Source organism: Ligilactobacillus saerimneri (assembly GCF_036689625.1).
Classification (GTDB): Bacteria; Bacillota; Bacilli; order Lactobacillales; family Lactobacillaceae; genus Ligilactobacillus; species Ligilactobacillus saerimneri.
In genome coordinates this window covers 1178634-1193939 of record NZ_CP144759.1, presented here as the reverse complement: position 1 = coordinate 1193939, position 15306 = coordinate 1178634, and the positions used below count along the sequence as shown (strand labels likewise).

General features: G+C 43.3%; 12 protein-coding genes. All 12 read left to right on the top strand.

Annotation, left to right across the window (positions count from 1 at the left end):
- Positions 1 to 21: 21 nt before the first annotated feature.
- The 12 genes from V3C97_RS05795 to rlmD all read left to right on the top strand — a co-directional run bounded on the left by V3C97_RS05795 (position 22) and on the right by rlmD (position 14981).
- Positions 22 to 996, top strand: a complete 975-nt coding sequence (locus V3C97_RS05795; RefSeq protein ID WP_027826565.1) for an AEC family transporter — start codon at positions 22 to 24, stop codon at positions 994 to 996.
- Between the two features lie 167 nt (positions 997 to 1163).
- Positions 1164 to 1859, top strand: a complete 696-nt coding sequence (locus V3C97_RS05790) for a glycoside hydrolase family 73 protein (RefSeq protein WP_338433994.1) — start codon at positions 1164 to 1166, stop codon at positions 1857 to 1859.
- An 18-nt stretch (positions 1860 to 1877) separates the two neighbouring features.
- The gene (locus V3C97_RS05785; RefSeq protein WP_338433993.1) at positions 1878 to 2459 is read left to right on the top strand and encodes a xanthine phosphoribosyltransferase; all 582 of its coding nucleotides are present in this window, start codon (positions 1878 to 1880) and stop codon (positions 2457 to 2459) included.
- Between the two features lie 100 nt (positions 2460 to 2559).
- A complete protein-coding gene (locus V3C97_RS05780) occupies positions 2560 to 3693 on the top strand; it encodes an ATP-grasp domain-containing protein (protein ID WP_338433992.1) in 1134 nt (377 codons plus the stop codon).
- Positions 3694 to 3798: 105 nt separating this feature from the next.
- A complete protein-coding gene (gene pcrA / locus V3C97_RS05775; protein WP_338433991.1) occupies positions 3799 to 6060 on the top strand; it encodes a DNA helicase PcrA in 2262 nt (753 codons plus the stop codon).
- Between the two features lie 24 nt (positions 6061 to 6084).
- Positions 6085 to 8103 (top strand): NAD-dependent DNA ligase LigA, encoded by a 2019-nt coding sequence (gene ligA / locus V3C97_RS05770; protein WP_338433990.1) that lies wholly within the window; start codon positions 6085 to 6087, stop codon positions 8101 to 8103.
- Entirely contained in the window at positions 8100 to 9239 is a 1140-nt protein-coding gene (locus V3C97_RS05765) for a CamS family sex pheromone protein (protein WP_216543514.1), read from the top strand. The genes ligA and V3C97_RS05765 overlap by 4 nt, the downstream gene beginning before the upstream one ends.
- Before the next feature lie 72 nt (positions 9240 to 9311).
- The gene (gene gatC, locus V3C97_RS05760) at positions 9312 to 9614 is read left to right on the top strand and encodes an Asp-tRNA(Asn)/Glu-tRNA(Gln) amidotransferase subunit GatC (protein ID WP_009550773.1); all 303 of its coding nucleotides are present in this window, start codon (positions 9312 to 9314) and stop codon (positions 9612 to 9614) included.
- Positions 9615 to 9617: 3 nt separating this feature from the next.
- The gene (gene gatA, locus V3C97_RS05755; RefSeq protein WP_338433989.1) at positions 9618 to 11081 is read left to right on the top strand and encodes an Asp-tRNA(Asn)/Glu-tRNA(Gln) amidotransferase subunit GatA; all 1464 of its coding nucleotides are present in this window, start codon (positions 9618 to 9620) and stop codon (positions 11079 to 11081) included.
- Complete coding sequence (gene gatB / locus V3C97_RS05750; RefSeq protein WP_338433988.1) at positions 11081 to 12514, top strand: Asp-tRNA(Asn)/Glu-tRNA(Gln) amidotransferase subunit GatB; 1434 nt, start codon at positions 11081 to 11083, stop codon at positions 12512 to 12514. The genes gatA and gatB overlap by 1 nt, the downstream gene beginning before the upstream one ends.
- Before the next feature lie 29 nt (positions 12515 to 12543).
- Complete coding sequence (locus V3C97_RS05745) at positions 12544 to 13503, top strand: diacylglycerol kinase (protein WP_338433987.1); 960 nt, start codon at positions 12544 to 12546, stop codon at positions 13501 to 13503.
- Between the two features lie 101 nt (positions 13504 to 13604).
- Positions 13605 to 14981 carry a 23S rRNA (uracil(1939)-C(5))-methyltransferase RlmD gene (rlmD, locus tag V3C97_RS05740; RefSeq protein ID WP_338433986.1) on the top strand — a complete coding sequence of 459 codons (1377 nt, stop codon included), beginning with the start codon at positions 13605 to 13607 and terminating at the stop codon, positions 14979 to 14981.
- The last annotated feature ends 325 nt before the right edge of the window (positions 14982 to 15306 follow it).

The window sequence follows — 15306 nt, the reverse complement described above, 5'->3', positions numbered from 1 at the left end:
TTTGAGGGGAGTTGAATACAAGTGCAAGTATTCTTAACATCATTATCAAGCATCGCTGTGATCGTGTTGATTATGGCCTTGGGATATATTTTGCGGCGGACCGGTTGGTTTGCTGATTCCTTTGGGAGTAATATTGCTGGGTTGATTACCAAGATTGCCTTGCCTGCGTCGATCTTCGTCAGTGTAATGAACTACCTAACACGGGATAAATTGGCAAGCTTAGGGGTAGGGATTCTTTTCCCAGCAGTCGCGGTAATCATTGGTTATCTAATCGCTTGGGTAACAGTCAAAGTAGCACGGATCCGTCCCGGTCGCCGAGGGATCTTCATGAACGCCGTAGTTAACGCGAATACAATCTTCATCGGAATGCCATTGAACAACGCTTTGTTTGGCGCCAAGGCAATGAGTTATTTCTTGATTTACTATATTATCAATACGGTTTCGACATGGGCGTTTGGGATCTATTTGATTTCCAACGATGATCCAACAGTAGATAAAAGTGAACAGGAAAAGAGTCATAAGATTAACTGGAAGAAACTTCTGCCAATGCCATTGGTAGGATTTGTGGTAGCAGTTGTTTGGTTGTTATTAGGAATTCCAGTACCAACATTTATGAACCAGACCCTGTCATATGTTGGTGGCTTGGTTACACCATTATCCTTGATTTATATCGGGATTGTGTTAGCAGATGCGGGCTTGGATAAGTTTAAGTTCGAACGGGATTCGGTAATGGCTTTAATCGGTCGGTTTATCCTGTCACCATTAGTGCTGATCCTAGTGATTAAACTCGGGACAGGGATGATGGGAATTAGCTTACCAACCCTGATGCGGCAAACATTGGTAGTTCAATCAGCCCTCCCAATGTTGGCAGTATTGCCAATTCTAGCCAAAGAAGCTCATGGTGATGTTGACTATGCAACCAATATTGTAGTGATGAGTACTGTGTTGTTCATCGTGGTTGTTCCAGTTCTGATGGCTATTCTACAATTTATTTAAGTTATATCTATAATGTAAGAAACGTGCGCAAAACTTATATGGTTGAGCGCACGTTTTTTGTTTAAAAAATACTGAGAAGCAAAGGAGGAGTTGTCAGTGTAACTAGTTAGAAAAATATTTTATGCTATAATCATCTTAATACACTAATCAAAGGGGAACGGGTCAACTTGCCGCAAAAAAAGACTGGAAATAAGACCAAGGTCAGGTCCAAAAAAAGACGACGTAAGCCGCACAAATGGCGGTATTTTTTTCATAAAAATGGTCATTTACACCCAGCCAATATTTTATTGACGGTAGTACTTTTATCTCTATTGTCATTACAGGTTTTACGGTGGGTGGGACAACATCGTTTAGCTACCTGGGAACAGCAAACAGAAACGCAACAAGGGACAACTGTGGACGAGCAACGCCAGCAATTTTTGGATAAGATTGCTGGCGCGGCTCAAGCAGACCAAAAACAGTATCATTTGCGAGCAAGCATCACGTTGGCCCAGGCAGCTTTAGAATCTGACTGGGGACGGAGCACACTGGCGACTAAATACAATAATCTGTTTGGGATTAAGGATCGTGGTCCCGATGCGACTATGATGACTACCAAAGAGTATGTAAATGGACAATGGATTACAGTCAAAGCCCCGTTTGCAGTGTATAGTAGCTGGGCCGACTCAGTACATGCTCATACAATGCTGATTGTTAATGGGACAAAGTGGGATCCTAATCACTATCAAGCAGTGTTGACGGCAACAAATTATCAGGAAGCGGCCCAAGCTTTACAGCGTCAGGGGTATGCTACTGATCCGACTTACGCTGAAAAGTTAATTAATGTTATTAAGAAATATCACTTGGATCGGTATGATTCATAAAGAAAAGGGAGTTGCAGAATGGAAGAACTGAAACAAAGAATTCGGGAAGATGGGGTCGTTTTACCAGGAAACGTTTTAAAAGTTAATCAATTTTTAAATCACCAAATTGATCCCGATTTGTTATATCGAATTGGACAAGAATTTGTGGAATTATTTAAAGATCAAAAGATTACTAAGATTGTAACAGTGGAGTCTTCAGGAATTGCTCCTGCAACAATGGTTGGCTTGAATTTGCATGTACCAGTTGTGTTTGCGCGTAAAAAGAAGAGTTCAACCATGAATGACAATCTCTATACTGCAGATGTTTTTTCATATACTAAGCGCGTAACTAATACAATTTCGATTGACAGTAAATTTTTGAGTGCCGATGATCATGTTTTGATCATTGATGACTTCTTGGCAAATGGTCAAGCCATTTTAGGCTTGATTGATATTTGTCGGCAAGCCCAATGTACTATTGTTGGAGCTGGTGTTGTTATTGAAAAATCCTTCCAAGAAGGAGCAAGTTTGATCAAAGAAAAGGGTGTACACTTAGAGTCATTGGCTCGGATTTCCTCGTTTGCTGGTGACGAAGTACACTTTGTTGGGGAAGAAAACTAATCAGTCCGTAGCTATGGCTGAGAATATGGTAAAATGAGAAACGAATAAGTTTTTTTCAAAGCCGGTTTGATTGCAAATTAAAGCAAAGGTTGTGACAGAAATGGCAGAGAAGGTTCTATTTCCAGGAGATACGATTGGTATCGTTGGTGATAGTCCCAATGGTATCATGATGGCTACAGCAGCAAAGCGTTTAGGCTTTAAGGTCATTGTGTGTGGAAGCAATGAATCTAGTCCTACGATGCAGGCTGCTGACGTAAGAATTGTTGGTACAAGTAAAGAAAAATTACAAGATTTTGCAGAACGCTGTGACTTAATCACGTATGAATCACAGTATGTGCCTGCTAATGTGATTGAATTTCTCAGTCGCTTTACGGCGGTTCCCCAGGGAAAAGATACGTTGGAGATCACTCAGGATCGGTTGTTGGAGCGGGCATTTTTTGAACAGATCAATGTTAACATTGCGCCGTATGCAACAATTGTTAGCCTCGATGATATTTACCAATCAGTGTCTTCGATTGGTTTTCCATGTATTTTGAAGCCAATTCAAAAGGATATCAATAACAAGCACCAAGCGGTAATCAAACGGCAAACCGATATCGCTAAGGTAGCTGATATAGTTGATTTGGGAACCTATGTGCTGGAGTCGTTGATTTCATTCAATAAAGAGATTTCAGTGGTCTTTAGTCGTGACTATGACGGCGAGCTTAAGTTTTTCCCGTTGACTGAGGAAGTATACCACGGGCACGATTTGAATCGCGTGTTAACACCAGCGCGAGTCACTAATGATGTGGAAGAAGAGATTCACCGCTTAGCACATCAAATTGCTGAAAACATCAACTATGTTGGGGTGATGCAACTATCATTTTACCTAACTGATAGTGGCTCCTTGTATGTTAAACGGATGGTGCCGGCAGTTAGTCCAGCGGGTTATGTCTTTGACAAAGCAACATTGGTTTCCATGTTTGAACAACACCTGCGGGTTTTAGCGCGGATGCCATTAATGACAACCGAACTAGTTGAACCAACTGCAATGGTCATGATGGCGGATGATGACCAAGATAGCATTCGGACCCAATGGGTTTTGAAAGATAACTGGTCGTACAACTTCTTCCGTTATCCTGAAAGGATGAAGCCACGACCAGCGGGATATGTACTGGTCACGGCGCCGACGATTGATGCAGCTGAAGAACAGATCCAAGCAACTGAGATTTGGCCGGATGAAACGTCAGAATAATTAAACAGTTGAAAAGTGACAAGAAAGCTGCTGAGAGGCAGCTTTTTTCGTTGTGAATTTTAGGTAATTTTAAAGAAGCAAATAATGATCTTTGCTATAATATGAATGATTGTATACTTGACGAGAGGATTGAATTTGAGCGTGGAAAATAATCTGTTACAAGGGTTAAATAACAAGCAACAAGAAGCAGTAAAAAGTGTCGCTGGTCCTTTGCTAATCATGGCGGGTGCTGGCAGTGGGAAAACCCGGGTTTTAACACACCGGGTTGCTTATATTATTGAGCAAAATTTAGCCAATCCCTGGAATATTTTGGCGATCACCTTTACCAACAAGGCTGCGCGTGAAATGCGAGAACGGGTTGATAAATTAATGGGCGAAGGTGCTGAAGATATTTGGGTATCCACATTCCACGCTTTGTGTGTCCGAATTTTGCGGCGTAATGCTGAACGGATTGGTTATGAGCGGGCGTTCAATATTGCTAGCACCAGTGAACAACGTACTTTGGTGAAACGTTTGTTAGCAGCCCTAAACGTTGATTCTAAACAATATACCCCCCGGACAATTCTGGGAACTATCTCTAATGCTAAAAATAATATGGTAACGCCTGAGGAATTTGCCAGCAATGCGAAGGGTCCATATGAAGAAGTTGTAGCCAAGGTTTATCGGCAATATCAGGAAGAATTGCACCGTAACCAGGCGATGGACTTTGATGATTTGATCATGAAGACAATTGAGCTGTTCAAAGAATTTCCGGATGTTTTAGAATATTACCAAAACAAGTTTCATTATATTCATGTGGATGAATATCAGGATACTAACGAAGCCCAGTATGAATTGGTAACTTTATTAGCAGCACGCTACCGCAATATTTGTGTTGTAGGTGATGCTGATCAGAGTATCTATGGTTGGCGGGGAGCTAATATGGAGAATATCCTTAATTTTGAAAAGGATTATCCAGATGCAACGGTAGTAAAATTGGAACAAAATTATCGTTCAACTAAAAATATCCTCAAAGCAGCTAATGCGGTAATTGACAACAATATTAACCGGAAAGATAAGACTTTGTGGACAGACAATGCTGCCGGGGATAAGGTGCATTATTATCGGGCTGGTAATGAGAATGATGAAGCATACTATGTGATCAAACAAGTGCAAAAGTTGCGTCAAGATCAAGACTATGATTACAGTGATTTTGCGGTCTTGTACCGGACTAATGCTCAATCTCGGGTAATTGAAGAAGCTTTGCTGAAGGCTGGTATTCCATATAAGTTAGTTGGTGCACATAAGTTCTATGACCGGATGGAAATTCAAGATGTGCTGGCGTACTTGCGATTAGCTACGAATCCTGATGATTCCTTGAGTTTTCGCCGGGTTGTCAATGTGCCTAAACGTGGGATCGGAACAACTAGTGTCGATAAGCTAGCTGACTTTGCAACGATGAATAATATCACGATGTTAGAAGCAGCTCGTCAAGCAGGAGCGGCTAATATTCGTGGCAAGGCTCAGGGGCAACTATTAGCTTTTGCTGACCTCATTGCTGACCTCCATGATTTTCAAATGGAGCATAATATCACTGAATTAACAGATGAAATCTTGCAGCGGTCAGGTTATAAAGAGATGCTGGAAACTGAAAAGACTCTTGAAAATCAAAGCCGGCTGGAAAACTTGGAAGAATTTAAATCAGTTACGGCGGAATTCGAAAAGAATTGGATGCCAGCAGATGAAGAAAGCAATATGTTTGTGGATTTCTTATCTGATTTGGCGTTGGTATCTGACCAAGATGATGTCGAAGAAGATGCCCCAGAAGTAACTCTGATGACCCTACATGCAGCTAAAGGGTTGGAATTCCCGGTTGTTTTCTTGATCGGGATGGAAGAGGGGATCTTCCCTTTGGGACGAGCAACAGAGGATGACGGGGAATTAGAAGAAGAACGACGCTTAGCTTATGTGGGAATCACGCGGGCAGAAAAAGAGTTATACTTGACCAATGCCCAGTCACGGATGCTGTATGGGCGGCGGCAAATCAATCCAGCTTCCCGGTTTATTACTGAAATCGATACTGATGTCTTGGTATCAGAAGGGCATAAGGCAAGTGAAATCGCACGCCCTGCAGGACGACGAGATTATCCGTTTGATCGCTACCGCAAAAAAACAAGTTTCCAGCCAAGCCAGCGGATTGAAAATAAAGGCACTGGGGCCGAGAAACAGGCATGGAAGATCGGTGACCAAGTTAAGCATAAAGCTTGGGGGACTGGCACAATCATTAAGGTAACCGGCCAAGGCGAAGGAATGGAGCTGGACATTGCTTTCCCATCTCAAGGGATCAAGCGGTTGTTAGCATCCTTTGCTCCAATTACACGAGTTTAGTTTTTGATGAAGGAGATGAACGGGATGGACCGCGCGCAAGCAACACAAGTGGTAACAGAGTTACGACGGCAGTTAAACCAGTGGAGTCATGAATACTACGTGCTAGATAAACCAACTGTTGCGGATCATGTATATGATCAGGCATATGAGAAGTTGCGCCAATTAGAAGCAGACTTTCCAGACTTAGTGACAGCTGACTCACCGACACAGCGAGTAGGAGGACAGGTACTAGCTGGTTTTACCAAGGTTCAGCATGAAATTCCGATGCTGTCTTTAGGAGACGTATTTTCCGAGGATGAGTTGTTGGCTTTTACCAATAAGTTGCAGGCAGATACAGGACAGACTTTTGCATACAATTGTGAATTGAAGATTGACGGTTTAGCCATCTCTTTAACCTATGAAGATGGAGTTTTTGTCAAGGGTTCAACCCGGGGCAATGGTCTAATCGGGGAAGATATCACTGCCAACCTTAAGACCATCAAAGCCATCCCCCTGCGGTTAACTGAACCAGTTTCAGTTGAAGTGCGGGGTGAATGTTACATGCCACTGGCAGCGTTCAATCAACTCAATGCTGAACGACAGGCGCAGGGACAAGAAGTATTTGCTAATCCTCGTAATGCGGCTGCAGGTTCCTTACGGCAGCTAGATACCAAAATTACCGCTCAGAGAAAATTAAGTACGTTTATTTATTATTTAATGGAGCCAGACCGGTTCGGAATAACAACGCAGAGTGCAGCCCTTAAGCAATTGGCTGCTTGGGGCTTTAAAGTTAATCCAGATTCGCGGTTATGCCAGACAGAAGATGAGATTAAGGCATACGTAGCCGAATACACCGCTAAGCGGAACCAGTTAGCTTACGACATCGATGGAATTGTTGTTAAATCTGATCCATTTGCAATCCATAATGAAGTTGGCAATACCGTCAAAGTTCCTAAGTGGGCGATTGCTTATAAATTCCCACCGGATGAACAAGAAACGGTTGTCCGAGATATCACTTGGACAATTGGGCGGACAGGGGTAGTAACTCCTACTGCAGTGATGGATCCAGTTCAATTGGCCGGGACCAAAGTGGAACGAGCAACGTTGCACAATGTTGATTACTTACAGGCGAAGGATGTCCGCATTGGTGATACAGTGAAAATCCATAAAGCAGGAGATATTATTCCGGAGATTTCGCAAGTGGTTTTGGCTAAGCGCCCAAATGATACAGTGCCATATGTAGTGCCAACCACCTGTCCGGTATGTGGTTCTGATTTAGTCCATTTGGATGATGAAGTTGCCTTACGGTGTATCAACCCGATGTGTCCAGCTTTGATTAAAGAGAGTTTAACGCACTTTGCTTCCCGAAATGCGATGAATATTGATGGTTTGGGGACTAAAATCATTGATAAATTATATGAACAAGGTCTAATCAAAGATGTTGCTGGTTTGTATAAGCTCACGTTTGCTGACCTGATTGGACTGGATAAGTTCCAGGAAAAGTCTGCTAATAATTTGCTGACAGCAATCGCTAATAGTAAGCAAAATTCTTTAGAACGTTTGTTGTTTGGACTAGGGATCCGTCATGTTGGTGCTAAAGCTGGTCAAATTTTGGCAGAACATTTTGGTACGATTGCGCAACTAATGCAAGCCAGCAGTGAAGAAATAGCTGCTATTCCAAATGTCGGCCAGGTCATTGCTGATAGTGTGGTTCAGTATTTTGCTAATGAGCACGTGCAAATTTTGATAGCAGAATTAGCAGAGGTTGGGGTCAATACGAAGTATCTTGGCCCAACGACTGCCGAAAGAGCACAAGCAGCAGCTACTAGTCAATTCAACGGTTTACGGGTTGTTTTGACAGGGACGCTCGATACGATTAAACGGGCTGATGCCAAGAAGTGGTTAGAAGCCCATGGTGCTAAAGTAACAGGGAGTGTGTCCAAAAAGACGGATCTATTAATTGCAGGACATGATGCTGGTAGTAAATTAACTAAAGCAGAGCAGTTACAGGTAAAGATAATTAACGAACAAGAATTCATTGCACAAATGGAGGCAGAACAGTGAAAAAGATAGGTGTATTAGTAGGAGTGTGTTTGAGTGCATTGCTGTTAGCTAGCTGTGGGACTTCTGGCTCGACTTCTTCAAGTGGTTCCAAGGCTAAGGGTAGTTATCAAACAACCGGTACTGCCAATAGTGGTGAATACAAAGGCATTATCACTAACGGGCGTTATCGGACAAGCAAATCACGGGGTGTTGGTGTCTCGCAGAACACAGAAAATATGCTCAATTTGAAGAGCTTTGAATCGGGTTTGACAACTATTTCCAAGGATCACTTCTCACCTAAGAGTTATGTTTTTCAGGAAGGCCAGATCCTATCCAAAGGAACAGTTGAAAATTGGTTGGGACGTAAGTCCAAGGACAATCCTGAAGGCTTGAACCCCAAAGACAATGGGAAAAAGGATGCTAATAAGCGGAATCCAATTTACGTTCAGCAAATTGAAGAACAAGACTATATGAAAGAGGAAAATGGCAAGTTGCACCTAGCGGGGATTACGATCGGGATTGGGATGAACCGCAAGGACTACTACCAAAAAGAAGAATATGGTGCAACTTACACCACCGACATTCCTAAGGAACAGATGATTGCTGAAGGAAAGAAGGCTGCTGCTAAAGTTTTAGCACGGCTACGATCCTATAATGCGGTTGGGTCTAGTATGCCAATCGTGATTGCGATGTATCAACAAGCGCCAAATGACAGCTTGGTTGGTGGAACTTTCTACGCTACAACGGTAAGCAACAGTGGGACCCAAATGGGGACGTGGAAGGCAACTGATCTCAAGAACTACGTCTTCCCTGTCACCGATACGGATACTGTCCCAAGCAAAAACGATGCCGATTCTTTTGATAATTTCAAAAACAAGATTCAAAACTTCTTCCCTAATTTAGCTGGAGTTACAGCTCAGGCTCAGTATGAGGGTGATTCACTCCAAGGATTGAACGTCACTATTACCACGCAGTTCTACTCGGAAACGGAGATTACTAGTTTTACTCAATATGTAGCCAAAGCAGCTCAGACTTATCTTCCTTCGGGGATTAAAGTAGATATTCAAATTCAAGGATCAGATGGATCAGTTCAGAGTTTTGTTGCCCGGGATAATGGGGACAAGGGCTTCTATACCCACGTCTTTAGTAGTTACTAGTCAACATTTACCTAGGACAATAATTTTACCTGTGCTAGAATAAAAAAAGATATTGCGGAAAGAGGGATGAAAATGGCTATCAGTTCACAAGAAGTAGCCCACGTGGCTAGCTTAGCTAAATTAGCCTTCGCTCCGGAGGAACTTGCTAAGTTTACCGGACAAATGGACGCCATCATTAAGATGGTTGAACAGTTACAAGAAGTAGATACGACAGGAGTACCAGTGACAACCCACGTTACTGATGCCCGCAACATTATGCGCGAAGATGTTGCAGTTCCAGGAACAGATCGTGATTTGATGATGCGTAATGTTCCCCAACAGCAGGACGGCTTAATCAAAGTTCCTGCAATTATTGATGAAAGCGAGGAAGGCTAGTTGATGGATTACTTGAAACATGACTTGACATCGCTCCACCAAGGTCTGGTTAACAAGGACTTTAGTGCGGAAGAATTGGTTGCCCAAACCTACGATGTAATTGCAGAACGGGATGAAAAAATTGGCGCTTTCTTGGCCTTGAACAAGGACCAAGCATTAGCTCAAGCTAAAGAATTAGATCAAGTGGGAATTGCGGCTGACCAAGTGTTGGCAGGGATTCCAGTGGGGATCAAGGATAACATTGTGACCCGTGACTTGACTACGACAGCTGCTAGCAAGATTCTGGAAAACTTTAATCCAATTTACAATGCAACAGTAATGGATAAGTTAGCGGCAGCGAAGATGATTACGGTTGGAAAGCTCAACATGGACGAGTTTGCTATGGGGGGTTCCACCGAAACATCAGCCTTTAAGTTGACCAAGAATGCTTGGGATCAGACTAAGGTTCCAGGTGGATCTTCCGGTGGGTCAGCAGCAGCTGTGGCATCCGGGCAAGTGATTGCGGCGTTGGGTTCAGATACTGGTGGTTCTATTCGTCAACCAGCCGCTTATAACGGAATTGTTGGGATGAAGCCTACTTATGGCCGGGTATCCCGCTATGGGTTGATCGCCTTTGCTTCTAGTTTGGATCAGATCGGACCATTGACCCGGACGGTAAAAGATAACGCCTTGATGTTAAATGCTATTAGTGGGGCCGATCAACATGACTTTACTAGTTCTCGCCGGCCAGTGCCTGACTTTACCGCTGGAATTGATGCTGGTGTTAAGGGAATGCGGATCGCTGTACCAAAAGAATACATGGGTGACGGGATCGCACCAGAAGTTAAAGATGCAATCAAACAAGCAATCAAGACTTATGAAGAACTGGGGGCAATAGTGGAGGAAGTTTCCCTGCCATACAGCAAGTATGGGGTGGCAGTTTACTACATCATTGCTTCTTCTGAAGCTTCATCTAACTTGCAACGGTTTGATGGTATTCGTTATGGTTTCCGGGCACAAGATGTTAAGAATTTGGAAGATGTCTATGTTCGTTCCCGTTCTGAAGGATTTGGGGATGAAGTAAAACGGCGGATTATGCTAGGGACATTCTCCTTGTCAGCTGGAACTTATGATAAGTTCTTCAAGAAAGCGGCCCAAGTTCGGACATTGATTTGCCGTGACTTTGACCGGGTCTTTGCTGATTATGACTTGATTTTGGCACCAACTGCACCAACAGTAGCATATGGGATCGGAGAAGAGATCGATGACCCGGTTACAATGTATATGAACGATATTTTGACAATCCCAGTTAACTTGGCAGGCTTGCCAGGAATGTCCCTACCAGCAGGCTTTGCTAACGGATTGCCAATCGGAATGCAATTGATCGCACAACAGTTTGCGGAACAAACAATTTACCAAGCGGGATATGCGTTTGAACAGGCAACTGACTTCCACAAACAAGTTCCAACGATTGGGGGTCAAAACTAATGAATTTTGAAACAACAGTAGGGATCGAAGTCCACATCGAGTTACAAACGAATTCCAAGGCATACTCACCAACTCCGGTAATGTATGGTGCAGAAGCCAATACGAATACTAACGTTATTGATTGGGGTTACCCTGGGGTCTTGCCCGAAGTTAACAAAGGTGCATTGGAGTACGCAATGCGGGCTGCTTTGGCTTTGAACTGTGAAATCGAACGGGATATTCATTTTGATCGGAAGAACTATTTCTACCCGGATAATCCTAAAGCATACCAAATTACTCAGCGCGAAACACCAATTGCTCACGATGGTTGGTTAGAATTTGAATTAGAAGACGGAACTAAAAAGAAGGTTCGGATTCATGAAATTCACGTTGAAGAAGATGCGGGTAAGAACAGCCATAACCCAGATGGATATTCATATGTTGATTTAAACCGTCAGGGAACACCATTGATTGAAATCGTGGCTGAACCAGACCTGACGTCTGCTGATGAAGCATACGCATACCTGACACGGTTGCGGCAGATCATCCAGTTCACTGGGGTTTCAGACGTGAAGATGGAACAAGGTTCAATGCGGGCGGACGTTAACGTTTCTGTTCGACCAATCGGTTCTGACCAGTACGGAACACGGACAGAAATGAAGAATCTGAACTCATTTGAACACGTACGGAAAGGGATTGAATACGAAGTCAAGCGGCAACAAGGAATCTTGTTGCAAGGGGGCGTAATCGAACAAGAAACAAGACGGTACGATGAACCTACGGGCAAGACATACCTGATGCGTTCCAAGGAAGAAGCAAATGATTATCGCTACTTCCCAGAACCTGACTTACCACCAATTCACATTGATGATGAATGGGTAGCTGAAGTAACAGCTTCAATTCCAGAAATGCCAGATAAGCGGCGGGAACGCTATGTCAAAGAATGGGGAATTCCAGAATATGACGCTGGCGTCTTGACTCAAACTAAGGAAATGTCTGACTTTTATGAAGCAACGGTTGCAGCTGGAGCTGACGCTAAGTTGGCTGCCAATTGGTTGATGGGGGAAGTTAATGCTTATCTCAACAAGAACCAGGTTGAACTGAGTGCTACAGCATTGACACCGGAACACTTGGCAACGATGATTAAATTGATTGTAGATGAAACAATTTCATCTAAGATTGCCAAGAAAGTTTTCAAGGAAATTATCACAAACGATACTGAGCCACAAGCTTGGGTAGAAGCTAAGGGAATGGTGCAGTTATCAGATCCAGCAGTCCTCCAGCCAATCATTGATGAAGTTTTGGATAACAATGAACAATCAATCGAAGACTTCAAGAATGGTAAGGACCGGGCAGTTGGTTTCTTAGTTGGTAATATCATGAAGCAAACCCGGGGTAAGGCTAATCCGAAGGTGGTCAACAAGCTCTTAATGGCAAGTTTAAAGCAAAGATAAACGATACGATAGGAGTAGAGAGAACGTAAATGAGGAAGCGTTGTCGAATTATTTATAATCCCACTTCCGGGCGGGAAGCGATGAAGAGTAGCCTGGTAGAAATTCTAGATATATTAGAAAATGCCGGTTACGAAACGAGTGCTTTCGCAACAACAGCTGACCCCAATTCGGCACAAAATGAAGCACGGCGGGCAGCTTTGGATGGGGTTGATGTCCTGGTGGCAGCCGGTGGCGACGGAACCATTAACGAAGTTGTAAATGGAATTGCGCCACTATCAAAGCGACCGAAACTAGGGATTATCCCAGCTGGTACTACCAACGATTATGCGCGGGCTTTGCGTATTCCGCGTGAAGATCCCGTTAAGGCAGCCAAGGTGATTGCTAAGGGATTAACAGTGAACATGGACATCGGGCTGGCAGGTGACAAGTATTTTGTCAATATTGCTGGTGGTGGTTTGTTGACAGAGCTCACCTATGGGGTGCCATCACGGATTAAGTCCTTGTTTGGGTACCTGGCATACCTAGTTAAGGGAGCAGAACTACTTCCCCAGATGAAGTTGACTCCAATGCATCTGGAATATGATGACGGAGTGTTCGATGGGGATGCATCGATGTTCCTGTTGGCTTTAACCAACTCGATCGGGGGCTTTGAAAAGATTGTTCCCGATGCATCATTGGATGACGGAAAATTCACTCTGATCGTAGTAAAAACCGATAACCTGAGTGAGATTATCCAATTGTTAACGATGGTAGTCAATGGAGGAAAGCACATCAATGATCCGCGCATCATGTACGTTAAGACCTCTCAGGTGTTGGTCGAATCCAAGGATGGACAGATGAAGATCAACATTGATGGTGAATACGGAGGCGATGCGCCGATGTTATTCAAAGATTTGAAGCAACACCTACAAATCTTTGCCAATGTTGACAGTATTCCAGATCAGGCTTTAACGGCGTTGCCGGATGCACCAACAAAAGATAAAGATTAGAGAAAACAAGCGTCTACCAGACGCTTGTTTTTCTTTAGGTACGCCCTTTATAATGTTAATAATGATTATGCGGCGTTGCCGAGAGATAAGAAAGGGAAATTATGGCGAAATTAAACTTACCAGTTTATAAGAAACAGGAATTAACGGTAACTGTTACTGACTTGACCTATCAGGGGCTAGGAGTAGCTAAAGTTGAAGGATATCCATTATTTATTAAAGAAGCGTTACCCCAAGAAAGACTCGTGGTACGCGTAACTAAAACGGGCAAGAATTTTGGCTATGCGCAAGCAGTGAAGTGGTTGGAATGGTCACCAAAACGAGTTAAGACCAAGGCCAAATACTTGCAGACGGGGATTGCCCCCCTGATGCATTTGCAGTATCCAGCTCAACTAGCATTTAAGCAAAAATTGATTCAAGACTTGCTAGTCAAAGCACACTTAGGTCAAGTTGAAGTGGCGCCAACGTTTGGAATGGACCAACCATACGCTTATCGGAATAAAGCCCAGGTCCCGGTCCGGCAGATTAGAGGACAGTTAGAGATTGGCTTTTTTAAACAAGGAAGTCATGACTTTGTTCCCTTGGAGGATTTTTATATTCAAGATCAACGAATTGATGAGATCTTAGTTACGGTGCGGGATATCCTCCGTCAGTATCAGATTTCAGCTTATGATGAAGTTCATCACCAGGGGGTAGTTCGGCATATCATGGTCCGACGGGGCTATTACTCTAAACAGGTGATGGTTGTTTTGGTGACACGGACTAAGAAGCTACCTCATGCTGAAGCAATTGCCCAAGCTATTCAGAGTGCTTGTTCGGATGTGATCAGTATTTTGCACAATATTAATTCGGCTAAGACAAACGTCATTTTAGGTCCAACAACTAAATTATTAGCGGGAAAGGCAGAAATTGAGGACCAGTTGAATGGATTGACTTTCAAGATTTCAGCCCAGTCCTTCTACCAGATTAACCCAACCCAAACAGAACGTCTTTACCAAACCGCTATTAAGCAAGCCGGTCTAACTGGTAAGGAAACGGTTATTGATGCTTACTGTGGAATCGGGACCATTTCCCTAAGTATGGCCCGCCATGCGCAACACGTTTATGGGGTAGAGATTGTGCCTCAGGCGATTGAAGATGCAAAGGAAAACGCCCAGGTAAATAATCTAACTAACCTGACCTTTGAGGTGGGGGAAGCAGAAACATGGATGGCTAAGTGGCAAGAACAAGGAATCAAACCAGATGTGATTATGGTGGATCCCCCCCGAAAGGGCTTAACTTCCAGCCTGATTCAGAGTGCAACGGCAATGAAGCCAAATAAGATCGTCTATGTTAGCTGCAATCCAGCGACATTGGTTCGGGATATTCGCGAATTTATGGACCATGGTTACCACGTGACTAAGCCAATCCAGCCAGTGGATCAGTTCCCACAGACAACACATGTTGAGTCTGTTACTGTCCTGGAATGTACAGAAAAATAGTCGATAAACGCCGGTGTGACGGTATTTGTGGATGATTGAAAGTGTACTAATTCCTATTTTGGTGATTGGAATTAGTACACTTTTTCTATTTGGGGATAGCAGGTCGAGTGTTCAATGTCCTATTTCGATAGTTGAGTATGCTAATGTCCAGTTTAGCAGGTCGTGTTGATTAGGGTAGTGAATATGTGTGTAAAAGTTGATATGAAGGTAGACATAGATGGTGCGAAAATAGACTAATTTGGTGCTTAGGGTTGAGAGAGCGAAAGCGATATTGTATTTTGCTTATTTTGATTGAAAATTAGAAAATTTGCAGGACAATTGTGTA